Source organism: Dechloromonas sp. ZY10, from assembly GCF_041378895.1.
GTDB lineage: Bacteria > Pseudomonadota > Gammaproteobacteria > Burkholderiales > Rhodocyclaceae > Azonexus > Azonexus aquae.
In genome coordinates, this window is sequence record NZ_CP144212.1 from 1,632,775 (window position 1) to 1,658,750 (window position 25,976).

Here is a 25,976-nt window from a genome sequence, read left to right on the forward strand (position 1 = left end):
CGCCACTCAAGCCAATCAAGCAAAATCACGACAGGGAGAAAACCATGCACTTCAATCTTGCCCGCAAGCCGCTCGGGCTTGCGCTGCTCGCCGCCTTTGCCTTGCCCGCCGGCGCCGCCGGCATTCCGACCTTGCAGGAGGTGACCGTCAGTGGCGGCGGCAAGGACCTGGTCGGCGTTGCCGATACCGCCAGCGAAGGCACGGTGACTGGCAAGCAGCTGGCCAACCGGCCGCTGCTGCGTCCGGCCGAGGTGCTGGAGGCGGTGCCCGGCTTGATCGTCACCCAGCACTCGGGCGACGGCAAGGCCAACCAGTATTTCCTGCGCGGCTTCAACCTCGACCACGGTAGCGACTTCGCGACCACGGTGCTCGGCATGCCGGTCAATATGCGCACTCACGCCCACGGCCAAGGCTACATGGACCTCAATTTCCTGATCCCCGAACTGGTCAGCGCGGTGCGCTATCGCAAGGGCGTCTATGCCGCCGAGGACGGCGATTTCGTCACCGCCGGCAGCAGCCGCATCGACTACCAGCGCCGCCTGCCGGCCTCCTTTGTCGATGTTGGCCTCGGCCAGCGCAACTTCCGCCGCCTGCTGGCGGCCGGCAGCCACACTTTCGAGAACGGCTACACATTGCTTTCGGCAGCCGAGGTGTCCGGCTACGACGGCCCGTGGACTCAGGCGCAGAACCTGGAAAAGCACAACGCGGTATTCCGCCTTTCGGAAGGTTCGGCGAGCAACGGCCTGGCGCTGACCGCGATGTTCTACCGCGCCGACTGGACGGCGACCGAACACGTGCCGCAGCGCGCGATCCAGAGCGGCGAAATTGGCCGCTACGCGCCGCTGGGCGCCAACGACGGTGGCAAAACCCACCGCTATAGCCTGTCCGGCGAATGGGCGCGCAGTGGCGAGAACAGTGCGCAAAAGGCTAATGCCTACGTGATCGACTACGGCCTCAACCTGTTTTCCGGGCCTTCCGGTTACATCAGCGGCGTAAACGGCGACCAGCACGAACAGGCCGACCGACGCATCGTCTGGGGCGGTGCCGGTGAGCAACGCTGGTTCCTCGGGCCGAACTGGCGCGACAGTGAACTGGCGCTCGGCGCCGATTTCCGCCAGGACCGGATCGCCAAGGTCGGCCTGCACCGTACTGAGAACCGCCGCCGCACCGAGACCGTGCGCGAAGACCGCATTCTCGAATCCAGCCTCGGCCTCTATGCCGAGCTGCGCACCCAGTGGCAGGACTGGCTGCGCACCAGCGCCGGCCTGCGCCACGATCAGTTCCGGGCGCAGGCCAAGGCGCTGGCCGGCGCCAACAATGGCAGCAACGGCGGCGAAGTCAGCGCCAACCAGACCAGTCCCAAGCTTGGCGTCGTTTTCGGCCCCTTTAATTTGCTCGGGCCGAGCGAGTTCTACGCCAATTGGGGCCACGGCTTCCACAGCAACGACGTGCGCGGCGCGACGGCGCGGGTCAACCCGCAGGACGGCAGCGCGGCCGAGCCGGTGCCGCTGATCGTCAAGGCCAAGGGCGGCGAGGTCGGCGTCCGGGTCAATCCCTTGCCCGGCTGGAACAGCAGCCTGACGCTGTGGCAGAAGGAACTGGCCTCCGAACTGGTGTTCATCGGCGACGAGGGCGTCACCGAGCCGCGCGGTGCTTCGCGCCGCCACGGTGTCGAGTGGTCCAACTACTACGCGCCGGGCAACGGGATGATTCTCGATGCCGACGTGGCCTGGTCGCAGGCGCGTTTCAAGGAAGAAATCAACGGCGGCCGCCAGGTGCCCAACGCGATCCCGCTCACCGCCTCGCTGGGCCTGACCTGGGACGACGGCGGCGCGTGGTTTGGCGGCCTGCGCCTGCGTTACCTCGGCGCCTATGCGCTGGAAGAGAGCGGGGCGCAAAAATCGCAGGCCTTCTGGATGACCAGCCTGAAAGCCGGCTACCGGGTCAGCAACAAGTTGCAATTCACTCTTGACGTGCTCAACCTGTTCGACCGCAAGGCCAACGACATCGAATACTGGGGCGGTGCCTGCACCCGCAGCGAAGCACTGGCCGGCACCGGCGGCTGCGGCGTCGGCGGCAGCCTCGACGGCCGCCTGGTGCACCCGCTGGAACCGCGCTCGCTGCGCCTGGGTATGCGCATCATGTTCTGAACCACGCGGCCAAGAGGCAGCGCCGACGGGGACCTTGCCGCGAGGCAGTGACCGTGAAGGCGCTCCTGCAAGGGCGCAAAGGCAGCGGCACTTGTGGCCGTTCCGGTGGTCAGAACCGCATCGACACTGACCACCGGGGAGCAAGCCATGTTGTCGAGCGACGAACTGCTGGCGCTGATGCGCGATGTTGAGGCCGAAGATCCGATCGATTACGCGGACCTGCCTTGCGACGAAGAGGCGCTGCGCAGCCTGGTCTGCACCCAGGTCTGCGAAATCTCCGAACAGGCGCAAATCCTCGACGCCTCAGCCCGCGAACGCGTCCTGCTCGCCGTCGCCGCCAAACTGGTGCTGGAAAACATGGTCCTCAACCTGCGCCTGCTCAAAAGCGAGGACCGCCCGGAATGCAGCGCGGAGTGGTTCGCCCGCTGGCGGGGGAAGACCTGAAGCTTCGTTTTTGGGGCGGTTAACACGGTCGACGGGCGGTGGGGCGGGTTTTCGGGCCACTCCGGATGGTCATACCGGGTAGATTGACGCCTTGTATCTACAGATAGGATAGCGCAAGCGTTGCACCGATCAGACCAGTTGCCGAGTCAACATGGCTCAACCATACTTCGCCGTCAGACAAGCTGGATCAACCGATATCTCGCATGTTTAAATCGTAGAATTTATACATTGTCTGGAGTGCATGAAAGCGGTTGTTTAACAGGGTGCTTAAAAACTATTTTTAAGCTCCAAAAATGACCTTCAAGGCAACTAACTTCGCCCAAAAGCATCAGAATTGGTGTGCCAAGTTAGATATTTTAGGCCTCAAGCTGGCTATCTGGGCATGTTTACGGATGGCTCAAATTGTTTTTGGGTGTCCTGTTAATTTCTATTCTATGTATTTTAATTTTTTCTGATTTTATTTAATATTTATGACGGTTGCTCGTATTTTAAAGCGGTCACTGGCACCTGTATCTGCTGTTTTTATTTCAATTTTATCGGCCATATTTGCATGGCAGCAAGTTGATGTGAGCCGAGTTCATAATCGAAAATCGGTTATGCCAATTCTTCAGGTTACGCCATACATGGAAGGGAAAGAACGGCGCAATGGTATATATTTGTCCAATGATGGACTCGGGCCTGCGATTGTTAAAGGTTTTTCGGTAAGTTCTGGGAATGTGGTTGCAAGTGGATTTGGCTCAGATCGTTGGTCTGAAGTTCTATCTGCGACAACACTAAACTCTAGTTGCTTTGCAACAGGATGGCCAAAGGGAGAGACAGCGATAAGAGCAGGGTCGGATATGCCACTTCTCTCTATTACAAATGCTGATGGATATGATATGTGTATGGTGGAGTTGGTAAAGCTAATTGGAGGTAAGCCAATTGAAATCAATATTGAATATGAGTCGATCTATGGTGACGTAATGCATCTCTCTGCAACCTCAAAAATTAGCTCTCAAACTCTCGATTCGTTACACAAGAAATTAGTGGCTAGTGGCCTCTCCCATCATTAAATTTATATTGGTATAGTGTTGTTGGTTATTTTAGGTTATTTATTTTTATGGATAATGAACAAGTTAATCGTTTGGCCGAAGTGAAGGAGGCGGGGTTGTCAAGCCTAAGTCAAAATACATCGCATAAAGCGAAGGATTGGAGAGAGAGGTTTCTGGAGATGGACTTGTTGTCTCCATTGTATGTGTTTGCTTTTATTGTTTTATTTAAAGATGGAAGAGATGGTTTTGATTTGCACGATGCAATCATTAAGTTTATTTTGACTTATAATGGGCAGTAACTTGAAAGGTAGAGGTATTTAATCCATCTGTGGCGTCCTGCATCAACTCTGTAGAACCTGCTCAACTCATCCCGCGATCAAGCGGAAATAGCACTCAACGCAGTTGATCAGCTAGCGGGTTACTTCGGTCAGTTCTGCACACTTTGCTCGCCAGACGTTTCACGCTTGAATTTCCCGCACTGATCGCCATATTCACGGTCAACTGACCGGTTTCCGGTTTTTCACCGTTTCGGTGTTGAGGAGTTTCGATGTCCGACCGCTTTCTTTCCCGCCTGCTCTGGCTGACGCTGGCTTCGGCCTTGCTGATGATGTTGTGGCAGGGGCGGCTCGATCCGCTGGGCTGGCTGGGGCTGCGCCCGGAGGCGCAGCCGCGTACGGTGGCGGCGCGTGGCGAGTTGGCGGCGGATGAGCAATCGACGATCCGCTTGTTCGAGAATGCCCGCGATTCGGTGGTGTTCATTACCACCAAGGGTGAGGTGGTCGATTTCTGGACGCGCAATGTGCAGCGCGTGCCGCGCGGTACCGGCTCGGGTTTCATCTGGGACGATGCCGGGCATGTGGTGACCAATTTCCACGTTATTGACCAGGCCAGCGAAGCGACGGTCAAGCTGGCCGACGGGCGCAGCTTCCGCGCCGGGCTGGTCGGCGCGTCGCCGGCACATGATATTGCGGTGCTCAAGATCGGTGTCGGCTTCAAGCGGCCGCCGCCGGTGCCGGTCGGCAGCAGCGCCGAACTCAAGGTCGGGCAGAAGGTGTTTGCCATCGGCAATCCCTTCGGTCTCGACTGGACGCTGACCACCGGCATCGTTTCGGCGCTCGACCGCAGCCTGGGCGGCGAAAACGGGGGCAGCATCGAACACCTGATCCAGACCGACGCCGCGATCAACCCCGGCAATTCCGGCGGGCCGCTGCTCGACTCGGCCGGCCGGCTGATCGGGATCAACACCGCGATTTACAGCCCGAGCGGCGCCAGCGCCGGGATCGGCTTTGCCGTGCCGGTCGATACCGTGAACCGGGTGGTGCCGCAATTGATCAGCCACGGGCGTTACCTGCGGCCGGCGCTTGGGATCGGTGTCGACGAGGCGCTCAACGAGCGCATCCAGCGGGTTTTTGCGGTGGATGGCGTGGCGGTGCTCAGCGTGCCCAGGGATTCGGCGGCGGCACAGGCCGGTTTGCAGGCGGCACGGCGTACCCGCGACGGCGGGATCGAACTCGGCGACCTGATTGTCGCCGTCGAAGACCAGCCGGTCAGCAAGGTGCGCGATCTCTCGCGCCGCCTTGATGACTTCAAGATCGGCGACCGCGTCCGCCTCGGGGTGCTGCGGCGCGGTCAGCCGCTGACGGTCGAGATCAGCCTGCAGCCGGAATAGTTTCCCTGCTGGCCTCTGGATCGTCTGCTGTTGGCTGAAGTGTCGGCATCCAGCCTGCCTCGGCTTGCACGCAACTGCTGATTTCGTCGAGTACCGCCAGCAATTCCTCTTCCAGAGCTGGCAGCAACTGGTCGAGTTGTTGTGCATATCGGGTGTCGTCAGGCCCGCTGCTGGCCAGTTCAACCGAGCGGATTTGCTCGGCCAGGTGTTCGGCGCCGATGGTGCGAGCCAGCCCGCAGGCGGTGTGGCTCAGACGCTGCACCGCCTGGTCGCGGTCGGGGCTGTGGCCAAGCCGGCGCAGGCGGTCGCCCAGATCCTGATAGCTTTTGGCGAAGGCTTGCAGCATTTCGCGGTAGAGCCCGAAGTCGCCATCCATGCGGCGGATGGCTTCGCTGCTGTTGAGATGTGGTTCCTGAGCTTGTGCAAGTTGTTGGCTGATGGCAGGGCGCACTGGCTCGTCGAGCGGGCTGGCTGGCAGCGTCAGTGCCGGAATCAGATGGCTCAGGAAGCGGTGCAGGGTTGCTTCAAGCTGTCGGGGATCAACCGGCTTGCTGAGAAAGTCGTTCATCCCCGCTGCCAGGCAGGCGCGTTGATCCTGTGCTTGGGCATTGGCGGTCAATGCAACAACTGGCAGTTCGGCAAAGCGCGGGTCGGCGCGCAGTCGCCGGGTTGCCTCCAGTCCGTCGATGCCGGGCATCTGCATGTCCATCAGGACCAGGTCGAAGCCGTCGGGGTTGCTTTCGAGTTGCAGCAGGCATTCTTCGCCGTCGCTGGCAATGCAGACTTCGAGGCCCCGGCGCGAAAGCAGTTCGCTGATCAGAATCTGGTTCAGTTCGTTGTCTTCGGCAACCAGAATGCGGGCCTGGCCCCGGTAGTCGTTATGGGCTTCGCCGTCGCTTCTGCTTTCTTGCCGGCCGATCAGGAAGAAGGGGCTGACGGTTTCAAACAGGGCGGACGGGGTAAAGGGCTTGAGCAGAATGGCCGCAACCTGGACGCTTTCCCGCAGTTCTGCAATCAGGCGGGTTTCCGGCTGACTGGCCAACAGGATGATGCGTGGCTGCAGTTCTTGCGGGACTTCATCGCGCAGACGTCGGGCCAGTTCCCGGGCGGCTTCTTCCTGCTGTACTGCGAGCAGGCAGAGGTCAAAAGACTGTCCGCAGAACATGGCTTCTTCGAGGCGATCGATCGCCTCGTCGGCACCGGCGAGTGCGACGACATGCCAGTGCAGCGAGCGGGCAATTTCGAAAGTGACGCTGCGGCTGCGTTCGTTCGGGTCGACGATCAGCAGGCGCAGCTTTTGCAGATGTTCCGGGACGATCACCCAGGGGCGGTCTTCGTCGTGCTGACGGGGGAGTTGCAAGTGCAGTGAAAAGGTACTGCCGACGCCTGGCTGGCTGCGCAGTTCGAGGCGGCCGCCCATCATTTCGGCGAGGCGCCGGGAGATGACCAGTCCCAGCCCCGTTCCGCCGTAGCGCCGGGAGGTTGAGCTTTCAGCCTGGGCAAAGGGGCGGAACAAATGTTGTTGCTGCTGCTCGCTGATCCCGATGCCGCTATCTTCGACATCGAAACGCAGCGCCGCGTGGCTGGGGGTCAGTTCCTCAAGTTCGACATGCACCACCACATGCCCTTGCTGGGTGAATTTGATCGCATTGTTGGTCAGATTGATCAGAATCTGCTCCAGGCGCAGCGAGTCACCGATCAGTTCGTGCGGAACGTTGGGGGCGATCCGGAACAGGACATCGATGTCCTTGTTTTTGGCGGCGGCATTGGCGATTACGCCGAGGGTGTGGAAAACCTGGCTGAGATCGAAAGGCGCTGGGCTGATTTCAAGCCGGCCGGCTTCGATTTTCGAGTAATCGAGAATGTCGTTGATGACCCCCAGCAGGATGCCCGATGCCGATTCGATGTTGCGCAGGTATTGGCGTTGCTGTTCGTTGAGTGGTGTGTCGCGCAGCAGATGTACCATGCCGGTGACGGCGTTCAAGGGGGTACGGATTTCATGGCTCATGTTGGCCAGGAATTCCGATTTGGTCCGGTTCGCCATTTCGGCGGCGAGGCGGGCGGCAACCAGTTCGGACTCGAACTCCTTCTCTTCGCTGATATCGACGTAGGACCACAGGCTGGTGCCGTTCTCCGGGTCGAGCAGGGCGCCGGTGACGTCGAGCCAGCCCTGTGCGCCTTCCTTATGCACGTAAGGCAACTGGGCCTTGAATACTTCGCCGCGCTCGATGCTGGCGTAGGCAGCGGTTCCGATCTGTTCGAAACTGGTCTGGTCCGGGTAAAGGCAGCGGATTGACTGGCCGATCAGTTCTTCTGGCTGATAGCCCCAGAGACGAGCGATGCTTGGACTGACCCAGACGAATTGGCGCTCTTTGAGAATCGAAAAGCCGATCGCATCGTTGCGCAGGATCGCATCCTGGATCGATAGCAGGCGGCTGTTTTCATTTTCCTGGGCTTTGATCCGCGAAATATTCTGCATGATCCCGAGCGCGCTCTGGGCTTGCCGGTCGGGCGAAAACTGGATCTGGGCTGAGGCGTGTACCCAGCGGGTTTCGCCATTGACGACGATCCGGTAGTCGCAGTTGAAATGCCCGCCGTTGAGCGCACTCTCCCAGGCTTCGGCAAGCTTGCTGCGGTCTTCCGGATGGGTATAGTCGAAAATCTTTTCCAGAGTCAGCGGGACGCTCTTTTCGATCCGGAACAGGCGATAGATTTCGTCTGACCAGTAAATGCTGCGGCTTTGCAGGTCGAGATGCCAGATGCCGATACGGGCAATTTCGAGGGCTTGCCGCAAGCGTTTTTCGTTGACTGCGGTGAGTTGCAGCGCGTCGAGGAGGATGCGCCGGGTTTCCTGCAGTTGCCTGACATCGCCGGTCTGCCGGTGCTTTGGCTGGCGGCTGTGGTCGCTCTGTTGCTTGAGCAACTGCTTGAGCTGGGCATTCTCTTCGCGCAGCAGGGCCAGTTCGTGGTCCGCCTGAGGGTCTTCCGGGCTGACGCCAAGAGAAGCAGAGAAATCCGGCACCTGAGCGGTTGCCGCGGCTTTACGCAGATGCTCTGCCAAGGACTGGCTCCAGTCCCATTTCAGTTTGCCGTTCATGATCTACCCCGTCGTGAGTAGTTGTACTTCTTGTGATTTTTTTGTTGCAGTGCACTATGTGTAGTTATAGCACCGGGATGAAACTGCCGGTAGAGCAAAAAGTCATACTGGATTGACATTGCGATATGAATCAGCGCTGCAGCGCTGAATTTAGGTCATGCCGGCAGGCGTCAGTGGGGTTTTGCTTAAGGCTTGACGCGGAGTTGGTGGCGTGATGTCGCTGGCTGTCGCAGGCTCATGGGCGCGGCGGCAGGTAGGCCTTGCCGCCAGTCAGGTAGGCGAAATCGAGCGGCAGGTGGCCGGGGGCGGGCCAGCCGAGGAGGAGGTCTTCGGCGTCGGGCAGCGAGGCGCCGGAGCAAAGGATTTGCTCGGCGAGTGGCACGAACTGATCGAGTGCCGCCCAGAAGCGGCTTTCGTGAGTCAGCTGGAGGTCCATGCTTGCCTCCCTTGGCGGGGTGTTTGGTGTTCTGACTCGCCGCCTGCCGCTTTGTTCAACCCGGCCAGGGGTCAGCCGGCAATGCTCAGCCGCGAATGCCCGACACCGCCACCCTTGTCGACGCGGATTTGCGCCGGGATGCGTTCCTTGAGCGCCTCGACGTGGCTGATCACGCCGATGGTCTTGCCGCTGGCGTTGAGCGTGTCGAGCGCGGTCAGGGCGATGTCGAGGGTGTCGCCGTCAAGGGTGCCAAAGCCTTCGTCGAGGAACAGCGAGTCGATCGAGGTTTTGTGGCTGACCAGATCGGAGAGTGCCAGCGCCAGCGCCAGACTGACCAGGAAGCTTTCGCCGCCGGAAAGCGTGCGGGTATCGCGGGCGACGTCGCCTTGCCAGTTGTCGACCACCTCCAGTTCCAGTTCGCCGCTGCCTTTGCGCCGCAGGGTGTAGCGGGCATGCAGGCGGAGCAGATGGCGGTTGGCAAGTTGCAGCAGGTGGTCGAGGGTCAGGCCTTGGGCGAAACGGCGGAATTTGTCGCCCTTGGCCGAGCCGATCAGGCCGTCGAGCTGCTGCCACAGATCGCTGTCGCGGGTCTGCGCGGCGATTTCGGCAAACAGCGCTTGCTGGCCCTGGCGGAGTTCCCGGTCGCGGGCGAGCAGGGTGCGCAGACTGCCCAGGCGTTCGGCAAGCTGCTGGCGTTCCTGATCGAGCCTGGTCAGTTGCTGCTCCAGGGTGTCCAGATCAGGTAGCGGGGCTACCGCATTTACATTGCCCGATGGACTCCCGTCTGAATCGGCCCCGGATGCATCCGCCAGACCGTCGGCTGGCGCCGCTGCAACAGGCCATTCCGGCGGCCGTTCGGCCCGCAGCCGGGTGAGTTGTTCGCTGGCGGCGGCGTGCAGGGCTTCGGCTTGCTTGAGTGCTTGTTCGCGCGTTTCCTTGAGTTGCTGCAGGGCTTGCCGTTCCTCGGTAGTCAGCAGCGCGGCGCGGTAGGCCTCTTCGTCGGCAAAGGGGCTGGCGGCCAGTGCCTGCTGCCAGGATTCGCGGGCGGCGGCGAGCGCGGTGCGCAGGCCGGCCTCCTGTTCGGCGAGTTGCTGGCGGCGGCCGTCGCTGGCGGCCAGGGCCTGGCTGGCCGTGGCGTAGGCGCTTTCGGCGGCAGCCAGTCGGGCCGCGTGTGCTTCGGCGCCGGATTCGGCCAGCGGCTCCACAGGTGGTTCGGCGAATGGCTCGGCCGCTTCGGCAGGTCCCAGGCCGAGCGCCGGGCTGGCATCGGCGTTTTCGCTGTTGTCTACGGTCGACCGTGAAAAATCGGAAAAATCCTGGGTTGCCAGCGCGGCCAGGGTTTCCTGCCAGCGGGCGGCGGTTTCCCGGGCGGTTTGGGCAGCGACTTGCTCGCGGCCAAGTTGCTCGCTCAGACTGTGGCGGCGTTGCTGGCGCTGTTGCCAGTCGCGCCATTCGGCCTGGCGTTGACTCAGCCAGTTGGCCGTCGCTTCCAGGTGGGCTTCGTCCGGCAGGCTATGGCCGGCGGCAGCGAGATCGGCCTGCAATGCGGCGTCGAGATCGGCCAGCGCCCGGCGGTTGTCTGCGGCCGCCTTGTCCAGTGCTGCCCGGCGCTGGGCGAGGTTCTGGATTTCCTGGTCGAGCAGGGCCAGCGCATTGGTGGCCTTGAGTACGGCTTCGTTGCTTTGGGCCTGTTGCTGGCGGGCTTGCTGCAAGCTTTGTTCGCCGGCCTCGGCGGCGTGCAGGGTTTGCCGGCTGGTCTGGCTGGCCTGTTCGGCTGCGGCGCTTGCGGCCGCCAGTGCGGCCGGGTCCTGCCAGAGTTCTTTCCCTGGCACTCCGGCGCTGTCCCCACCGGGCGGTAGCGAGGCGGCTAGGGTCTGCCAGTATTCCTGCCAGCGGCGCAGGTGGCGTTCGAGTTCGGTTTGTTGCGCTTGCCAGCCTTGCAGGCTGGCCTGCTGGGCGGCGAGTTTTTCCTTGGCCCGGTTGCCGTCCTCGCGGGTTTGTTCGAGCGCGGTTTCGGCGGCTTGCAGCGCTTGTGCGGTGGCGTCCGGGTCGAGCGAGGCATAGGCGGCGACGGCGGGGTGCTCGGTTGCGCCGCACAGTGGGCAGGGGCTGTCGGCTTGCAGTTCGCGCCGCCAGGCTTCGAGGTCCTTGATCCGTTGTTCCTGCGCCAGCAGCTTTTTCTTGTCGGCCACCGCCTCGGCTTGCAGTTTGTAGCGCTGGCGCAGGCCGGCCAGTTCGGTTTCGAGGGCCTGCCGGGTTTGTTCGCCGGTTTGCCGCTGCGCTTGCAACTGGCGGGCGGTGGTGGCGAGTTCCTGGCGTTGCTGGCCGAGTTCGCCCAGTTGCTGCCAGATGCCGTGCGCTTGCCGGGCTTGTTCGGCCGCTTGTCGCCATTCGCTGAGGAGGCGGCCTCCCAGGCGGGTTTGTTGCTGCTGTTCGCACTGGGCCAGGTGGTGGCTGGCGGCGGTTTTTGCCTGTTCCGCCTGGTTGACCGTGGTTTGCTGCCGTTCTCTGGCCTGTTGTTGCTGCAGGCTTTGTCCGGCCAGTTGCCGGCTTTCGTCGGCCAGCTGCGCGGCCTGCGCCCGCAGTTTGTCGCGGCTGGCGAAGTCGCGCTGCCAGCCTTCGAGTTGTTCGCCGAGCCGGGCACGGCCGGCGTGCTCGCTCAGGAATTGCGTCAGCGTCCGGCATTCGTCTTCGAGGTGGCGGACCCGCTGCCCGGCCAGCTCGGCCAGTGTTCCGGCCGCGCTGGCGGCGGCGCTGGCCGCCGCGTTTTGCCTTTGCCTCAACCGGGCTTGCTGCCCGGCGATCTCACTGCTTTGCCGCTGGTTGTCGCTCAGGGCTTGTTCGGCAGCCAGCCTGGCGGCGTGCACCGCTTGCAGTCGGGCCGCCGGCTCGCCGGCGGCCAGCCGGGCTAGGCCCGGGGCAGCCTCGGCAAGCGCGGTCCGGGCTAGGCGCAGGCGTTCGCTGGCGGCTTGCTGTGCTTGTTCGGCCCGGGCTAGGTCAAGCCGCCACTGGCGTTGGGCGTGCAGGGTTTGCGTCTGCACGAGCAACTGCTGCTGGCGCTGTTCGAGGCCGACCTGTTCCTGTTCGGCTGCCGTGCGGGCTTCCTCGCCGAGCAGTTCGACGCCGTCGGCGCGGGCCTGCAGCTGGGCGACGCGGGCGCGGGCATCGCGGGCCTGCTCGAATACCCGTTGCGAAATCAGGCCGTAGATTTCGCTGCCGGTCAGTTCTTCCAGCAGTTCGGCGCGTTCGTTGGCGCTGGCGTTGAGGAAGGCGGCAAAGCCGCCTTGCGCCAGCAGCATCGACTTGGTGAAGCGGGGGAAGTCGAGGCCGGTGATCCGGGCGATCTGTTCCAGTTTTTCCTTGCTCTGGCTGGTGATGATTTCGCCCTTGCCGGTGCACAGTTCGACCCTGGGCGCCTGCAGCGCACCGTCGGCCTTGTCGCGGGAGCGCCGCTGGCTCCAGAAGGCGCGGTAATGCGCGCCTTTGACCTCGAATTCGACCTCGGCCAGGCAGTCGGCGGTGTGCCGCGTCATCAGGTCGTTGTCGCCGGCCGAAATGCTCTTCAGGCGCGGCGTCTGGTGGTAGAGCGCGAGGCAGATCGCGTCGAGCAGCGTCGACTTGCCGGCGCCGGTCGGGCCGACGATGGCGAACAGGCCGTTGTCGGCAAACGGCGGCCGGGTGAAGTCGATCTCCCATTCGCCTTTCAGCGAATTCAGGTTTTTCAGGCGCAGGCGGAGGATCTTCATGCTTCGAGGCGGTTCAGCAACAGGGACAGGGCATGGTCGAGCGCATCGCGCTCGGCCGCTGGCAGCGGTGCGAGCAGGCGTTCGAGGTTGGCGACGTGGGCGGCAAGCGCGGCGTCGATGCGTTCCAGCCCCAGCGGGCTGAGTTCGACCATCAGGCTGCGGGCATCGTCAGGATTCGGGCTGCGTTTGACCCAGCCACGGTGTTCAAGCCCGTGCAGGCGATGGGTCATGGTTCCCGAACTGACCATCAGCGCCGAGAACAGTGCGGTTGGCGCCAGCCGGTAGGGCGGGCCGCTGCGGCGCAGGGTGGCGAGCACGTCGAATTCCCAAGGGCTCAGATCGAAGCTGGAAAAAGTCGTGCGCAGTTCGCGGTCGAGCAGCGCCGCCACCCGCTTCAGGCGGCCGAGCGGCCCCATTGCGCGGGTGTCGAGGTCAGGCCGGTGTTCTTGCCATTGGGCAAGAATCTGATCGACAGCATCGGTGGGGCGGGGCGGGTTCATGGTGACCGGGAAAATGTCTCGATTTCGAGATTATATGCTAGGCTAAATTATCTTGAATTAGAGGTAATTTGGATGCGCAAGCTGGCGATCGGCGATCAACAAGCATTTTCTCCTGCCGTGTCTCCCGGTGTTGCGACCCGGTTGCGCGATACCTGCTTAACCGCTTTGGCGCCTTTGCTATGGGGGACGACGTATTTGCTCAGCAGCGAAATCCTGCCGCCGGAGCGACCCCTGACCACGGCTGCGCTGCGCGTGCTGCCGGCCGGTGCCTTGCTGCTGCTGTTCTGCCGGTATCGGCCACGGGCCGGTGAGTGGTGGCGGCTGGGGGTGCTGGCCTTGCTCAACATCGCCGTCTTTCAATCCTTGCTGTTCGTTGCTGCCGCTCGCTTGCCGGGCGGTGTGGCGGCGGTGCTCGGGGCGGTGCAGCCGCTACTGTTGCTGCTGCTGGGCTGGCTGGTCGATGATCGTCGCCCGGCGCTGCTGGCCTGGTTGGGCAGTGTTGGTGGCATTGCCGGTCTGGCCTTGCTGCTCCTGGGGCCGCAAGCCGCCTGGAATGGCGTGGGCGTTGCTGCCGCGCTGGTCGGTGCCGCCGGCATGGCGCTGGGCACCTGGCTGGTCCGGCGCTGGCACCTCGGCATGCCGGTACTGGCTGCCACGGGTTGGCAGTTGGTGCTGGGCGGACTGCTGCTGTTGCCGCTGGCGTTAAGCGGCGAAGCGGCGCTGCCGCCGTTGAGCGGCACTCAGCTTGCGGCCTATGTCTATTTGTCGCTGGCCGGTTCGGCGCTGGCCTACAGTTTGTGGTTTCGTGGTCTGGCCCGCTTGTCGCCGCTGGCAGCCTCGGCATTGGGGTTGCTCAGTCCGCTCTGTGCCAGCGTGCTCGGCTGGCTGGTGCTGGGGCAGACATTGGGGGTGGGCGCATGGTCGGGGATGGCGCTGGTACTCGCCAGTGTGGTGCTGATCCAGTGTGCCGGGCCGGGGGGGGCTTGACCAGACGGTGGCACGACGCCTGAAAATCGCCAATTTTTCCGGTCGACCGTAAAAGCGTGTAGCCAGGGAAAAAGAGAACGCCGCCCGGGGCTTGCCGGGCGGATGGGGGGAACGGTTTTCCTACGGCATCCAGAATTTGGATTTTTCCTGGGCGCCGATCTTGCTGTCGTTGCGGTCGCTGACCTGGAAATCGATCCGGTTCGGACCTTGCGGCAGGCTGCCGGGTTCGGCGCGGATGGTCAGGGTCAGGCTGCCGTATTCGCCGGCCGGGACAGTCAGCGCGGTTTCGCCGGCAATCTGGAGTCCCTTGTCTTCGGCCAACCCGACGCTGAGCTGGCGGGCGACGTGGCTGGCATTGAGGATGCGCAGGCGGAAAGTGTTTTCGATCAGGCCGTCGTCGGCCTCGCGGGCCAGCGCGGTGCGGTCGTCTTTCTGAATTTCGACGCGCAGCACCGGGCGGGTCGCCAGCGACCAGGCGGTGGCAATGGTCAGGCCGCAGAGCAGCAGCGCATAGACCAGAACGCGCGGCCGCAAGGCCCGGCGCAGCACGGTGCCGAGCGTGTAGCGCTGGCTGATCGCGTTCTCGGTCGAGTAGCGGATCAGGCCGCGCGGGTAGTTGAGCTTGTCCATCACCTGGTCGCAGGCATCGATGCAGGCGGCACAGCCGATGCACTCGTTCTGCAGGCCTTCGCGGATGTCGATCCCGGTCGGGCAGACCTGTACGCAGATACCGCAATCGACGCAGTCGCCCAGTCCGGCAGCCTTCGGGTCGGTGCCCTTGGGACGGGCGCCGCGCGGGTCGCCGCGCTGGTCGTCGTAGGCGATGATCAGCGTGTCCGGGTCGAGCATCACGAACTGGAAGCGGGCGTAGGGGCAGATTTGCCGGCACATCTGCTCGCGCAGGAAGCCGGCGTTGCCGTAGGTCATGAAGCCGTAGAACAGCGCCCAGAACAGCGACCAGGCGCCGGCGTTGAAGCTGATCAGTTCGCCGAGCAGTTCGCGGATCGGCACGAAGTAGCCGACGAAGGTGATTCCGGTCCACAGCGCGAACAGCGACCAGGCCAGGTGCTTGCCGCCCTTGACCGTGAGCTTGCGGGCGTTCCATGGCTGGGCGTCGAGCTTGATCCGTTGCGAACGATCGCCTTCGATCTTCTTCTCGATCCACAGGAAGATTTCGGTATAGACCGTTTGCGGGCAACTGTAGCCGCACCAGATGCGCCCGGCGACGGCGGTGAACAGGAATAGCGCCAGCGCGCCGATGATCATCAGGATCACCAGGTAAATGGTGTCCTGCGGCCACAGCACCAGGTCGAAGAGATAAAACTTGCGCGCGTCGATGTCGAACAGCACCGCCTGGCGGCCGTCCCAGGGAATCCAGCAGACGCCGTAGAAGACGATTTGCGTCAGCCAGACGAAAAACCAGCGCCAGCGGGTGAAGGGGCCGTCGACCGAGCGCGGGTAAACCTTGGCTTCGGGGTCGCCGGCAGGCTTGATCTCGATGACTTTTCTCGGGGGCGGGGTGGCTGACATGCGGACTCGCAGAAAATTGCATCCTCGCCGGGCGAGGATAAGCAAAGTCTTAAATATGAATTTAAAATTCCTCTTTATGGTAGCTTGCACCCCATGCCGAAGCAACTGGATTTGCCGCTTTTGCTAATCCAAAGAGGTAATCAATATCAATCTTTGGTGGTGCCTGCGTATATACTGGCCGGGTCATTACTTCGATTACCGGCATGCATATCACCCTGCACACCGACTATGCCTTGCGCGTCCTGATCTATCTCGGCGCCAATCAGCATCGTCTGGCGACGATCCAGGAAATCTCGGAGCGCTTCGAGGTTTCGCGCAGCCATATGATGAAAGTGGTCAACCAGCTGATCCGCAGCGGCTATGTCGAAGGCCAGCGTGGCAAGGGTGGCGGCCTGCGTCTGGCGCGGCCGGCAACGCAGATCGGAATCGGCCGGGTGGTGCGCGACATGGAAAACGATCTGGCCCTGGTCGAGTGCTTCGATACCGGCAGTCGCTGCCTGCTGACCGGCAGCTGCCGCTTGCGCTCGGTGCTTGGCAATGCGCTGGACGCCTTTCTCGCCAGCCTCGACCAGCAGACCCTGGCCGATCTGCTATCGCCCAAGCAGCACGAAATCCTGCATGTGCCGGTGGCGGCCATCGGCGGCCGGCGGCAAGCCGGCCAGACCGCTGCCGATTGAGTGCCGGCAGCAAAAATGCCGATGTTCACGGTCGACCGTGAACATCGGCAAAAACTCAATGCCGGGTGGTCCACCACACGCCGCTGCCGGCGATCACGATACCCAGCCACTGGCTGCCGCTCAGTCCGTGTCCGAAAAGCAGCCAGTCGAGTAGCGCGGCGGCAACCGGAAGCAGGTAGAACCAGCCGGCGACCTGGCTGATTTGCCCTTGGCGGATCAGCAGGACCAGCAGGCTGACTGCGCCGGCCGAAACGATCACGCTCATCCAACTCAGCGCCAGCACGAACTCGCTGTGCCAGCGCACCGGCTCGGGCTCATACCACCACCAGCCGATGGCGCACACCATCGTGCTGATCAGGCACTGCAGGCTGCCGCCGGAAAAGGGATGCATCGCTGCGCAGCGGGCTTTCTGATACAGATTCCCGGCGCACAGCGCGAACAGGCCGAAGAAGGATGCCGCCAGCGCACTGACCGGCAGGGGCTGTTCCCCCTGGCCGGGCGCGAGGACCAGGGCGACGCCGGCCAGACCGAGCAGCAGGCCGAGGCCTTGCCGGAGGCCAAGGCGTTCGCCGAGCAGCCAGGGGGCGAGTACTGCGATTAGCAGTGGTTGCAGCGCGATGATCAATGCCGAAACTGCCGCCGGCACGCCGCCGGCGATACTGTGAAAGACGCCCAGTGAAAACAGGCCGACGCCGAGCAGGCCGGCCAGGGCATAGTCTCGTCCCGCCCGCCAACTTTGCGGCCACGGCGCGCCCACCAGGCGGGCGAGCCCGGCGAGCAGCAGGGCGGCCAGAGCAAAACGCAGGGCGAGAAAAGCAAAGGGGCCGGCATGCGGCAGTCCCAGCCGGGCGCCGACGAAGCCGCTGCCCGAGAGCAGCGCAAAACCGAGAGCGGTCAGGGGCATGCGTGTATTCCCCAGGCTTACAGGCGAGGCTGGGCAAGGCGGCGGGCGGCCTGGGTCTGGCCGGCGTAACCCCAGTTTTCGGCAGGAATTTCGCGGATCACCAGATAGCTGGCTTCTGCCAGCGGGCCGCATTCGCGTTCGAGCAAGGCGTTCAGGGCGGCGATGAAGGCGGCTTTTTCCTCCGCCCGGTTGCTGCCGGCGGTGATGCAGACTTCGCCGTGGCAGGCTTGCCAGGGTGCAGCGACCGGCTTGCCGGCGATGAACCAGGCGGCCTCGCGTTGTTCGATGCGGACCGCCGTCACTTCGCCGCGTTTTCCGAGCTGTTCGCTGAGCAGGCGGGTAGCCGCCGCTGCCAGGGTTTGTTGTTGGTCGGTGGCGAGCGGGCGGTTCAGGGTCAGTTGCAGATAGGGCATGGCGAGCTCCGGTGGTTTGAGGGTGGCCCACTGTAAATCTGCTAGTTATATTTAAAAAATTGATTAATACTGGTTATTAATTTGATTTTTAAATTTTGTGACCATGACCTGGCGTTCTCTCGATCTGGATGGCTTGCGCACGCTGATGGCGATTGTCGACCACGGGGGCTTTTCGCTGGCGGCCGAGCAATTGGGGCGCAGCCAGTCGGCAGTCAGCCTGCAACTGAAACGGCTCGAAAGCAGTCTCGGCCAGACCCTGGTGAAACGCGTCCAGGGCCGGGTCGATGGGCCGACCGCCGAGGGCTTGGCCTTGCTCGGCTACGCCCGGCAGTTGTTGCGTCTCAACGACGAGGCTTGCGCTGCCATCAGTTGCCGCAGCGTGGTTGGCAGCTTGCGCATCGGCTTGCCCGAAGAGTTGATGGAGTCGGCATTTGCTCCGGCGCTGCAGGCTTTTCGCACCCGTTACCCCTTGCTTCGGCTAAGCCTCCAGGCCGACCCGGCCGCCCGGGTGCGGGCCGCGCTGACAGAAGGTCGGCTCGATCTGGCGGTGTACAAGGATTGCGCCACGGCGCTGCCGCCGACGGCCCGGCTGCTGCGCGATGAACCCTTGTGCTGGGTGGCCGGGGAGGCTTACCGCGATAGCCTGGGGTTGGTTGATGATGCTTTGCCGCTGGCGCTGTTTGGTGAAAACTGCGTGTTCCGGCTGGCGGCAACGGCGGCGCTGGCACAAGCCGGCTACCGTTGGCAGGTGCATTACCACGGCAGCAGTCTGACCGGCTTGCGCCACGCGCTGCGCCATGGCCTCGGGCTGGGGCTGTTGCCGGCCAGCCAGCTGGGAGACGGCCTGGTCGCGGTGCAGCAGTGTGCCGGGAAGATTTTGCCGCCCTTGCCGCGCGCGCGTTTGCTGGCCGAGACCGGGAGCGGGGCGGGGGCGCCCGGCGAGGCCTGGATTGCCGCCCTGGCAGTCGCTCTGGCCCCGGCGGCCCAGCTGGCCTGAGCGAAAAGCCGCCTAGTCGACAGCATTGGCAGTCAATTGATCGACCACGATCCGGTAGCGCGCCTGCAATTCGGCAAGTTGTTCGGGCGCCAGTTCTTCCTGTGCCAGGCGGCGCTTGAGCACTTCGTCCGGGCTCAACTCCTCCAGCGTTTCCTGGGCCATTCGCTCAATCCCGCTGCTGGTTTCGCGCAGGCGGCGGATGCGCAGCACTTCGACCGGCCATTCGGCGCAGGCTGCTTGCACCCGAGCCGGCAGGTCAGCGAGACCGCTCTCGCCGCTGATCGCAATTTCCAGCCACAAGGGCGGTGGGCCGGGCAAGGCCAGGCGGCCTGTGGCATCGGCCTGGCCGACCGCAGTTGCCAGCGCCGTGGGCAATTCGGCAAGACTGCAGCGCAAGGCCTGCAAGGGCTGGAAACGCGGAACGGCCAGCGGCCAGACCTGCCGCAGTCCCCCGGCATCGAGGTCCACGCAGAGCATTTCCTTCTGTTGTCCGGCTTCGTCGAAGCTGAGCGGCAAGGGCGAGCCGCTGTAGCGGATGTGTTCGAGCCCGCCAACCCGTTGCGGCCGGTGGATGTGGCCGAGAGCGATGTAGGCCACCGGCGGAAAGGCGGCGGTCGGGAAGGCATCGAGGCTGCCGACGTAGATTTCGCGCACCGATTCGCTGCGGCTGGCGCCGACGGTGGTCAGGTGGCCGGTCGCCACCAGCGGCAGCGGGCGGCCGATTGCGGCGGCGAGCTGTTCGGCTTTTTGCCGGGCGGCGGCGTGGACCGTGGCATAGCGTGCGGCAATCGCCTGTTGCAGTGATTCCTGCTTGCTTTCGGCGCTTTGTCCGGCCTGGCTGCTCAGTACATCGCGCGGGCGGATGTAGGGAAGGGCGCAGACCACGCAGCCGGGCTGTCCGTCGCGTTGCCGCAAGACCTTGACCGCAACGTTCGGGTCTTCGCCGCTGGTCAGCGCGGGCAGGGTGATGACGCCGAGGCGTTCGAGCAGTTCCCGGCTTTCGCTCAAGACTGCCGGCGAGTCGTGGTTGCCACCCAGCAGCAGCAGGCCGACGCCGGCATCGGCCAGGCCCAGTGCCAGCCGGTGGTAAAGCTCGCGGGCGTAGGAGGGCGGGGTGCCAGTATCGAAAATGTCGCCGGCGATAATCACCGCGTCGATCTGTTCGGCGTCGACTTGTTGCAATAGCCAGTCGATCAGCGCGGCATGCTCGGCCTGCCGGCTCTTGCCCATGAAGTGCTGACCGAAGTGCCAGTCGGAAGTGTGAAGAAGACGCATGCGCGGTCCGTAAGCGAAGGAAACGGGATTCTAGTGGCCGCCCCGGTTCGGGGGAAGCTCAGCCGGCAATCCGGTAGGCCAGCATGATCGTCGGTGTGCGCGCCGATAGCGGAGGCGGCTGCGGGCATGAGTGCAGTGCATCCAGGGTCAGGCGATGCAGGGTTGCGGCCAGCGCCGGCGGCAGATTTCTGCCCTGATCCAGCACCGGCTTGGCATCCGGGCCCAGGCTCAGGATCAACGCTGCCTCGCCCTGCCACTCTCCGATTGCGCTGGCGAGCAGGGTGCGGTCTTCCGGCAGGGCTTGGTAGAGCGCCAGGCGGTAAGCGGCCAGTTGCAGATCGCTGAGTGGCATCGTTCCGTCCTCTGCCGGGGCGGCGCCAGTTGCCGGCTCGCTGCGAGTCTTGGCCGGACGGTGTGGCTGACGCGGCGCTGCTGACCGTTGCACCGGGCTGGCCGGGGTATTCCGGGAGGGCGGGCGAGAGGGATGCAGGGTCCCGGTCAGGCGCGTCCCCGGGGCGGGCGGAGTCTGCGCTGGGCGCAGGAAAAAAAGGTGCAGCAGCAAGGAAGCAGCCCCGGCCAGCAGCAGACGGCGACGGGGTGGCAACGGGGTCGGTTGGGGGGCGGAAACCGGCATGTTGCCGATGATTGGCAATGATTATGCTTTTGTCAATTTTTTGCGTAACCGAGGAGGTGAGGGTCGCCGGGAGTAGGAGCCTGCTGACGAGGCATCCTACTTTAGTAGTAGAATTAGCCAAGTTGAATGTTCAAATACCCGGAGTTAGCTTCGGGCGGGGAGGAAGCATGGCCGATGACGGGGGGCGTGAGTTGGGCGTTGCCCGGGCGCTGACCTGGCGCTACATCATTGCGCTGGTATTGGTGGCCTCCCTGTCGACTGCTGCCTGGTTCAGTCTGCATCTGGTGATTGAAAGCCAGCAGAGTACAGCCGCCGTGGTTAATGTCAGCGGTCGGCAGCGGATGCTCAGCCAGCGTACAGCCTTGTTCGCCAATCTGCTGGTGGCGGCTCCGCCGGAGCAGCGGCCTGCCTTGCGTACCCGATTACAGGAGGCAGCCGACCTGATGGCGCGCTCGCATCATGGCCTGACCCATGGGGATCGGGCGCTGGGTTTGCCGGCCGGCATGTCGGCGACGGTCCGACACCTCTATTTCGCGCCCGATCAGGGGCTGGACTCCCTGGTCCAGTCATATCTGGCCGCAGTTGACGAACTGCTGCGCTTGCCCGACAGCGCCCTGCAAGCAGATCATGTGCTCCTGCAGTTCATCACCGAACTGGCCCCTAACCAGTTGTTGCGCCAGCTTGACGGCGCGGTGCGCCAGTATCAGCGCGAGGGCGAGGCGGCAATTGCCGAACTGCAGCAGGCGGAAACCGCATTCTGGCTGCTCACCCTGTTCTTGTTGCTGCTTGAAGCCCTGCTGATTTTTCATCCATTTATTCGTCATGTGCGTTCGGTGATCGGTCGCCTGCAGGCGACCAGCCAGGAACTGGTACAGCACCAGACCCGCCTGCACCAGATGATTGAGGAGCGGACGCGAGAACTGGCCGAAAGCGAGGAGAAATTCCGCCTGATCACCACCTCGGCGCAAGATCCGATGCTGATGATCGATGCCAGCGGTCTGCTGACCTTCTGGAACCCGGCTGCGAGCGATGTTTTCGGCTATGCCGCAGAAGAGGTCCTGGGGCGCGAGATGCATCTGTTGCTGGCGCCCCAGGAACAACTGGCGGCGGCACGCCGGGGGCTGGCGCATTTTGCCGAGAGTGGTAACGGGCCGCTCCTTGGTCGCACTTTCGAAAGTCTTGCCCGACGCAAGAATGGCGAGGTGTTTCCGATCGAGCTGTCGGTTTCGACAGTCAGTCTTGGCGGTCGGCGGCAGGCGCTGGGGATTGTTCGTGACATCAGTGGGCGCAAGGAGGCCGAGGCGGAACTGGCGCGTTACCGCGAGCATCTGGAAACCCTGGTCGCGGCCCGTACTGCCGATCTGTCGGTGGCCAAGGAGCAGGCGGAGTCCGCCAGTCGGGCAAAAACCACCTTCCTGGCCAACATGAGCCATGAGCTGCGGACGCCGATGAATGCCATCATGGGGTTGACCGGGATTGCTCTACGACGTACTGAGGACCCGGCCCTGCGTGAGCAGTTGGGCAAGATCGACCGCGCTTCGCAGCATTTGCTCGGGGTCATCAACGACATTCTCGATCTGACCAAGATCGAGGCCGAACATTTGCGACTCGAGCAACGCCCGTTTGCTCTCGATGAGTTGTGCGACAGCGTTTGTGGCTTGGTTGCCGGGCGGGCTGCGGACAAACAGCTGCAACTCCGGCAGGAACTGGCGCCCGAGTTACGGGGATGCTGGTTGCTCGGCGATCCATTCCGGCTTGAGCAGATTCTGATCAATCTGCTCGGCAACGCGATCAAATTCACCGAACGCGGTGTTGTCAGCCTGCGCGTCGAGCCGCTCGGGCCGGCTCAAGGCCAACGCTGGCCACTTCGTTTCTCGGTCAGCGATACCGGGATCGGGATCACTCCCGAGGATGCCGGGCGGCTGTTCTCGGCTTTCGAGCAAGCCGATGGGTCGATGACCCGCAAATATGGTGGAACCGGCCTCGGGCTGGCGATCTGCAAACGCCTGGTTGGCCTGATGGGCGGCGAAATCGATTTTTCCAGCCAGCCGGGAGTCGGGAGTGTGTTCCATTTCACCGTCGATCTGCCGATAGAGGCGTCGCCTGCCGATTGTACGGGGATGCTTTCCGAGCCGGTCGCCGATGAGCACCGCTTGCGCGAACTGGCCGTCGGCCGGCGTCTGCTGCTGGTCGAGGATGAGCCGATCAACCGCGAAGTTGCCAGCTGCCTGCTGACCGATTACGGCTTTGCGGTTGATTGCGCCGGTGATGGCGAGGAGGCCGTGCGCATGGCCGGGCAGCAGTGTTATGACCTGATCCTGATGGATATGCAGATGCCCCGCCTCAACGGGCTCGACGCCACCCGCGCCATTCGTTGTCTGTCCGGACAGGCGGCCACGCCGATCATCGCACTGACTGCGAATGCTTTTGCCGAAGATCGTGAAACCTGCCTGGCGGCGGGGATGAACGACCATATCGGCAAACCGGTTCAGCCCCAGCAGATGACCCGCATCTTGCTCAAATGGTTGCCGGCAACGGCGGGAGTTGCGGGACTCCGGTAAAATCCGGGACATGCTGATTCTTGCTCTCGAAACCTCGACCGACTTCGGTACCTGCGCGCTGTGGCGCGACGGTGAAGTGACTGAACGCATCTGCCCGCCGGGGCGGCCGCACTCCGAAACCTTGCTGCCGCTGGTGCGGGATTTGCTGGCTGGCGCTGCGGTCGGTATCGCCGATCTCGATGCGATCGCTTTTGGCTGCGGCCCCGGTGCTTTCACCGGCTTGCGGGTTGCTTGCGGCGCCGCCCAGGGACTCGCGATGGTGGCTGGTACGCCTTTGCTGCCGGTGGTGAGCCTGGAGACAATGGTGGCCACCAGCCGTCCGGCGCCCGGGCAACAGGTTCTGGCCTTGCTCGATGCGCGCATGGGCGAGGTATATCTTGCGCCATACCGGCCAGGCTCGACCGGATGCCCGCAATTGCTTGCGGAAATTCGCGTGCAGCGTCCGGAAGCGATCGAACTCGCCAGCCTGGCCGGCTGGCATGCCTGCGGCAATGCGCTGACCGCTTATCCGGTCTTGCAGGAAAAACTGCTGGCGGCCGGGTTGACCGTGGAAGCCGGCTGTCTGCCGCGTGCAGCCGTGGTCGCCGCCCTGGCGGCCCCGCGCGTGGCGGCCGGAGAAGGGATCGATGCCGCACTGGCTGCGCCGCTGTACATCCGCGACAAGGTTGCCAAAACGGTGGCCGAGCGCCTTGCCGAAGGAGGGAAGGCGTGAGCCTGCTGTCTTTGCAAGCCGAGTTTCGGCCGATGGTCGAGCAGGATCTCGACCGGGTTGCGGCACTGGAGGCCGAACTACAGGCATTTCCCTGGTCACGTGGCAATTTTCTCGATTCCCTGAAAGTCGGACACAGCATCTGGGTGTGCCTGCTTGGCGGCGAACTGGTCGGTTTTTCGGTGGCAATGCTGGTGATCGACGAGGCGCACCTGCTCAATATTGGCGTTGCGCGCAGTCATCAGGGGCTGGGCTGCGGTGCCCAGCTGTTGCGCCGGGTGATGGAGCATGCCCGGCAGCACGGTGCCTCGCGCCTGTTTCTTGAAGTACGTCCGAGCAATGCACGGGCAGTCGAGTTGTATCGGCATTTCGGCTTTCGCCAGATCGGTCTGCGCAAGGGCTATTACCCGGCATCCGACGGCCGCGAGGATGCGTTGATCTTCGACAAGGACCTGGCATGAGCCTGAGCCGCGAGCAAATGCTGCAGGAGATGGGCATTGGTCCGATCTGGGTCCTGCGTCAGCCGCAGCGAGAGGAAGAACTGGCGGCGACGGCGGCGCCTGATGCTTTGGCCAGGCCCGAGCCGGAAAGCGTCGGAACTGGTGCTCGGGCTGTGGGGGATTTGCCAGGCGCAGGCTTGTCTGATCAGCCGCCGGCCGTACCAGCCAGCAAGCCGGCTGCCGCAACGCCAGTTGAGGCAGCCGTTTCCGCTGCGCTTGGCGGTGCCGGCTGGCCGGAGTTGCAGCAGCAGATTGCAGCCTGTCGGGCCTGCGTCCTGTGCCAGCAGCGTCAGCAGGCGGTGGCCGGGGTGGGCGACCTCAATCCGGATTGGCTGTTCATCGGCGAGGGGCCGGGGGCCGAAGAGGATGCGCGGGGTGAGCCTTTCGTTGGACAGGCGGGGAAACTGCTTGACAACATGCTGGCCGCGCTCGATCTCAAGCGCGGCGAGAAAGTCTATATTGCCAATGCGGTGAAGTGCCGGCCACCCGGAAATCGCACCCCGGACGCGACGGAAATGGCCACCTGCCGGCCATTTCTTGAGCGCCAGATCGCGCTGCTCAAACCCAAGATCATCGTCCTGCTGGGTAAGGCGGCGGTGCATAGCGTCCTGCACGAAGATAAATCGCTGGCCTCGCTGCGTGGCCAGGTGCGCGACTACCAGGGGATTCCGGTTGTCGTCACCTATCACCCAGCCTATTTGCTGCGTAACCTGCCAGACAAGGCCAAGGCCTGGGAAGACCTGCTCTTGGCCCGCCGTACGCTACGGCAACAATCGCAAAGCGAAGAGCTTACCCGTCTGATGTTTTGACCGGGGTGTGAAAAAAACATCCCGGCTTTGATCTTCAACCAATAGCTGGCAGCTAATAGCCAGCAGCTGACAATTAACCAGGAGACCTGCATGAACCTGCCCCAGACCACTGATGCCTTGCTCAGCGTCGATGGCCGTGTTGCCACCCTCAGCTTTAATCGCGATGATGTTCGCAATGCGCTTACCGGCACGGCGCTGATCGACGACATTGTCGGTGTTGCCGAATGGGTCAACGCTTGCGACGAAATCTCGGTCCTGGTCCTGACTGGCCTAGGGTCGGCCTTTTCGGCTGGCGGCAACATCAAGGACATGGCACAACGCGGTGGCGATTTTGCTGGCGATGTGGCCGAGGTCGCAACCCGTTATCGGCGCGGCATCCAGCGCATCCCGTTGGCACTGCAGCAGGTCGAGGTACCAATCATTGCTGCGGTTAACGGTCCGGCGATCGGTGCCGGTTTTGATCTGGCAAATATGGCGGACATCCGACTGGCTTCAAGCCGAGCCCGGTTCGGCGAAACCTTCCTCAATCTGGGGATCATTCCCGGCGACGGTGGTGCCTGGTTCATGCAGCGCCTGATCGGGTATCAGCGAGCCTTTGAGCTGACCTTGAGCGGACGTATCGTCGATGCGGCTGAAGCCAGAGAGCTTGGCCTGGTCCTTGAAGTGGTCGAGCCGGAGCAGTTGGCTCCGCGTGCTGCCGAGCTGGCGCAGCGCTTTGCGGCTCAGCCGCCAAAGGCGTTACGGCTGACCAAGCGCCTGATGAAGATGGCGCAGCGGATGGAGTTGAAGGATTTTCTCGACCTGTGTGCGGTATTCCAGGGGGTCAGCCACAACGAAGCAGAGCATCTGGAGGCCGTCCAGCGGATGCTGGCCGGGGGGCGCTGAGGCTGCTCACGGTGAGATTGGC

At 63.3% G+C, this 25,976-nt stretch carries 23 protein-coding genes; 13 read left to right on the forward strand and 10 right to left on the reverse strand.

Annotated elements, in window-relative coordinates; translation table 11 throughout:
* The first annotated feature begins 44 nt into the window (after positions 1-44).
* The 5 genes from VX159_RS07445 (at position 45) to VX159_RS07465 (ending at position 5,294) form a co-directional block, all read left to right on the forward strand.
* On the forward strand, positions 45-2,150 hold the full coding sequence (locus VX159_RS07445) for a TonB-dependent receptor (RefSeq protein WP_371325341.1): 2,106 nt from the start codon (positions 45-47) through the stop codon (positions 2,148-2,150).
* 147 nt (positions 2,151-2,297) lie between these two features.
* Complete coding sequence (locus VX159_RS07450) at positions 2,298-2,594, forward strand: hypothetical protein (protein ID WP_371325342.1); 297 nt, start codon at positions 2,298-2,300, stop codon at positions 2,592-2,594.
* Positions 2,595-3,064: 470 nt separating this feature from the next.
* Entirely contained in the window at positions 3,065-3,646 is a 582-nt protein-coding gene (locus tag VX159_RS07455) for a hypothetical protein (protein WP_371325343.1), read from the forward strand.
* Between the two features lie 47 nt (positions 3,647-3,693).
* Complete coding sequence (locus tag VX159_RS07460) at positions 3,694-3,924, forward strand: hypothetical protein (protein WP_371325344.1); 231 nt, start codon at positions 3,694-3,696, stop codon at positions 3,922-3,924.
* 248 nt (positions 3,925-4,172) lie between these two features.
* Positions 4,173-5,294 carry a S1C family serine protease gene (locus tag VX159_RS07465; RefSeq protein WP_371325345.1) on the forward strand — a complete coding sequence of 374 codons (1,122 nt, stop codon included), beginning with the start codon at positions 4,173-4,175 and terminating at the stop codon, positions 5,292-5,294.
* Here the strand turns inward: VX159_RS07465 and VX159_RS07470 are convergent.
* The 4 genes from VX159_RS07470 to VX159_RS07485 form a co-directional block, all read right to left on the reverse strand.
* Complete coding sequence (locus VX159_RS07470) at positions 5,275-8,391, reverse strand: response regulator (RefSeq protein WP_371325346.1); 3,117 nt, start codon at positions 8,389-8,391, stop codon at positions 5,275-5,277. The genes VX159_RS07465 and VX159_RS07470 overlap by 20 nt on opposite strands.
* A 235-nt stretch (positions 8,392-8,626) precedes the next feature.
* Entirely contained in the window at positions 8,627-8,827 is a 201-nt protein-coding gene (locus VX159_RS07475) for a hypothetical protein (protein WP_371325347.1), read from the reverse strand.
* A gap of 71 nt (positions 8,828-8,898) precedes the next feature.
* Positions 8,899-12,573 carry an AAA family ATPase gene (locus VX159_RS07480; protein WP_371325348.1) on the reverse strand — a complete coding sequence of 1,225 codons (3,675 nt, stop codon included), beginning with the start codon at positions 12,571-12,573 and terminating at the stop codon, positions 8,899-8,901.
* Complete coding sequence (locus VX159_RS07485) at positions 12,570-13,073, reverse strand: MarR family winged helix-turn-helix transcriptional regulator (RefSeq protein WP_371325349.1); 504 nt, start codon at positions 13,071-13,073, stop codon at positions 12,570-12,572. The genes VX159_RS07480 and VX159_RS07485 overlap by 4 nt, the downstream gene beginning before the upstream one ends.
* Positions 13,074-13,145: 72 nt before the next feature.
* Here VX159_RS07485 and VX159_RS07490 point away from each other — a divergent pair, with 72 nt between their 5' ends.
* Positions 13,146-14,060 (forward strand): EamA family transporter, encoded by a 915-nt coding sequence (locus VX159_RS07490; protein WP_371325350.1) that lies wholly within the window; start codon positions 13,146-13,148, stop codon positions 14,058-14,060.
* A 120-nt stretch (positions 14,061-14,180) separates the two neighbouring features.
* Here the strand turns inward: VX159_RS07490 and ccoG are convergent, their stop codons facing one another.
* A complete protein-coding gene (ccoG, locus tag VX159_RS07495; RefSeq protein ID WP_371325351.1) occupies positions 14,181-15,590 on the reverse strand; it encodes a cytochrome c oxidase accessory protein CcoG in 1,410 nt (469 codons plus the stop codon).
* Positions 15,591-15,651: 61 nt separating this feature from the next.
* Positions 15,652-15,795: a hypothetical protein gene (locus VX159_RS07500; RefSeq protein ID WP_371325352.1), complete on the reverse strand. Its 144-nt coding sequence runs from the start codon at positions 15,793-15,795 to the stop codon at positions 15,652-15,654.
* On the opposite strand from VX159_RS07500, the gene VX159_RS07505 reads away from it, so the two are divergent.
* Positions 15,794-16,267, forward strand: coding sequence for an Rrf2 family transcriptional regulator (locus VX159_RS07505; protein WP_371325353.1), 474 nt, complete (start codon positions 15,794-15,796; stop codon positions 16,265-16,267). The two genes, VX159_RS07500 and VX159_RS07505, sit on opposite strands and share 2 nt — an antisense overlap.
* Positions 16,268-16,322: 55 nt before the next feature.
* On the opposite strand, the gene VX159_RS07510 is transcribed toward VX159_RS07505, so the two are convergent.
* Entirely contained in the window at positions 16,323-17,171 is an 849-nt protein-coding gene (locus VX159_RS07510) for a DMT family transporter (protein ID WP_371325354.1), read from the reverse strand.
* 17 nt (positions 17,172-17,188) lie between these two features.
* A complete protein-coding gene (locus VX159_RS07515) occupies positions 17,189-17,584 on the reverse strand; it encodes a 4-oxalocrotonate tautomerase family protein (protein WP_371325355.1) in 396 nt (131 codons plus the stop codon).
* Between the two features lie 103 nt (positions 17,585-17,687).
* On the opposite strand from VX159_RS07515, the gene VX159_RS07520 reads away from it, so the two are divergent.
* Positions 17,688-18,581: a LysR substrate-binding domain-containing protein gene (locus VX159_RS07520; RefSeq protein WP_371325356.1), complete on the forward strand. Its 894-nt coding sequence runs from the start codon at positions 17,688-17,690 to the stop codon at positions 18,579-18,581.
* Between the two features lie 12 nt (positions 18,582-18,593).
* Here VX159_RS07520 and sbcD read toward each other — a convergent pair whose 3' ends face one another.
* Positions 18,594-19,856 carry an exonuclease subunit SbcD gene (gene sbcD / locus VX159_RS07525; protein ID WP_371325357.1) on the reverse strand — a complete coding sequence of 421 codons (1,263 nt, stop codon included), beginning with the start codon at positions 19,854-19,856 and terminating at the stop codon, positions 18,594-18,596.
* A gap of 58 nt (positions 19,857-19,914) precedes the next feature.
* A complete protein-coding gene (locus VX159_RS07530; protein ID WP_371325358.1) occupies positions 19,915-20,490 on the reverse strand; it encodes a hypothetical protein in 576 nt (191 codons plus the stop codon).
* A gap of 167 nt (positions 20,491-20,657) precedes the next feature.
* On the opposite strand from VX159_RS07530, the gene VX159_RS07535 reads away from it, so the two are divergent.
* From VX159_RS07535 to VX159_RS07555, 5 genes are all read left to right on the forward strand, one after another.
* Positions 20,658-23,051, forward strand: a complete 2,394-nt coding sequence (locus tag VX159_RS07535) for an ATP-binding protein (RefSeq protein ID WP_371325359.1) — start codon at positions 20,658-20,660, stop codon at positions 23,049-23,051.
* A gap of 10 nt (positions 23,052-23,061) precedes the next feature.
* Positions 23,062-23,763, forward strand: coding sequence for a tRNA (adenosine(37)-N6)-threonylcarbamoyltransferase complex dimerization subunit type 1 TsaB (gene tsaB / locus VX159_RS07540; RefSeq protein WP_371325360.1), 702 nt, complete (start codon positions 23,062-23,064; stop codon positions 23,761-23,763).
* Complete coding sequence (rimI, locus tag VX159_RS07545) at positions 23,760-24,221, forward strand: ribosomal protein S18-alanine N-acetyltransferase (protein ID WP_371325361.1); 462 nt, start codon at positions 23,760-23,762, stop codon at positions 24,219-24,221. Before tsaB ends, rimI begins: the two co-directional genes overlap by 4 nt.
* Positions 24,218-25,069, forward strand: a complete 852-nt coding sequence (locus VX159_RS07550; protein WP_371325362.1) for a uracil-DNA glycosylase family protein — start codon at positions 24,218-24,220, stop codon at positions 25,067-25,069. The genes rimI and VX159_RS07550 overlap by 4 nt, the downstream gene beginning before the upstream one ends.
* A gap of 90 nt (positions 25,070-25,159) precedes the next feature.
* A complete protein-coding gene (locus VX159_RS07555) occupies positions 25,160-25,954 on the forward strand; it encodes an enoyl-CoA hydratase-related protein (protein WP_371325363.1) in 795 nt (264 codons plus the stop codon).
* Positions 25,955-25,976: the final 22 nt, after the last annotated feature.

Bases quoted from the DNA above. Each gene is read 5' to 3' on its own strand.
- VX159_RS07445 (WP_371325341.1), top strand. From the start codon at position 45: ATGCACTTCAATCTTGCCCGCAAGCCGCTCGGGCTTGCGCTGCTCGCC.
- VX159_RS07450 (WP_371325342.1), top strand. From the start codon at position 2,298: ATGTTGTCGAGCGACGAACTGCTGGCGCTGATGCGCGATGTTGAGGCC.
- VX159_RS07455 (WP_371325343.1), top strand. From the start codon at position 3,065: ATGACGGTTGCTCGTATTTTAAAGCGGTCACTGGCACCTGTATCTGCT.
- VX159_RS07460 (WP_371325344.1), top strand. From the start codon at position 3,694: ATGGATAATGAACAAGTTAATCGTTTGGCCGAAGTGAAGGAGGCGGGG.
- VX159_RS07465 (WP_371325345.1), top strand. From the start codon at position 4,173: ATGTCCGACCGCTTTCTTTCCCGCCTGCTCTGGCTGACGCTGGCTTCG.
- VX159_RS07470 (WP_371325346.1), bottom strand. From the start codon at position 8,391: ATGAACGGCAAACTGAAATGGGACTGGAGCCAGTCCTTGGCAGAGCAT.
- VX159_RS07475 (WP_371325347.1), bottom strand. From the start codon at position 8,827: ATGGACCTCCAGCTGACTCACGAAAGCCGCTTCTGGGCGGCACTCGAT.
- VX159_RS07480 (WP_371325348.1), bottom strand. From the start codon at position 12,573: ATGAAGATCCTCCGCCTGCGCCTGAAAAACCTGAATTCGCTGAAAGGC.
- VX159_RS07485 (WP_371325349.1), bottom strand. From the start codon at position 13,073: ATGAACCCGCCCCGCCCCACCGATGCTGTCGATCAGATTCTTGCCCAA.
- VX159_RS07490 (WP_371325350.1), top strand. From the start codon at position 13,146: ATGCGCAAGCTGGCGATCGGCGATCAACAAGCATTTTCTCCTGCCGTG.
- ccoG (WP_371325351.1), bottom strand. From the start codon at position 15,590: ATGTCAGCCACCCCGCCCCCGAGAAAAGTCATCGAGATCAAGCCTGCC.
- VX159_RS07505 (WP_371325353.1), top strand. From the start codon at position 15,794: ATGCATATCACCCTGCACACCGACTATGCCTTGCGCGTCCTGATCTAT.
- VX159_RS07500 (WP_371325352.1), bottom strand. From the start codon at position 15,795: ATGCCGGTAATCGAAGTAATGACCCGGCCAGTATATACGCAGGCACCA.
- VX159_RS07510 (WP_371325354.1), bottom strand. From the start codon at position 17,171: ATGCCCCTGACCGCTCTCGGTTTTGCGCTGCTCTCGGGCAGCGGCTTC.
- VX159_RS07515 (WP_371325355.1), bottom strand. From the start codon at position 17,584: ATGCCCTATCTGCAACTGACCCTGAACCGCCCGCTCGCCACCGACCAA.
- VX159_RS07520 (WP_371325356.1), top strand. From the start codon at position 17,688: ATGACCTGGCGTTCTCTCGATCTGGATGGCTTGCGCACGCTGATGGCG.
- sbcD (WP_371325357.1), bottom strand. From the start codon at position 19,856: ATGCGTCTTCTTCACACTTCCGACTGGCACTTCGGTCAGCACTTCATG.
- VX159_RS07530 (WP_371325358.1), bottom strand. From the start codon at position 20,490: ATGCCGGTTTCCGCCCCCCAACCGACCCCGTTGCCACCCCGTCGCCGT.
- VX159_RS07535 (WP_371325359.1), top strand. From the start codon at position 20,658: ATGGCCGATGACGGGGGGCGTGAGTTGGGCGTTGCCCGGGCGCTGACC.
- tsaB (WP_371325360.1), top strand. From the start codon at position 23,062: ATGCTGATTCTTGCTCTCGAAACCTCGACCGACTTCGGTACCTGCGCG.
- VX159_RS07550 (WP_371325362.1), top strand. From the start codon at position 24,218: ATGAGCCTGAGCCGCGAGCAAATGCTGCAGGAGATGGGCATTGGTCCG.
- VX159_RS07555 (WP_371325363.1), top strand. From the start codon at position 25,160: ATGAACCTGCCCCAGACCACTGATGCCTTGCTCAGCGTCGATGGCCGT.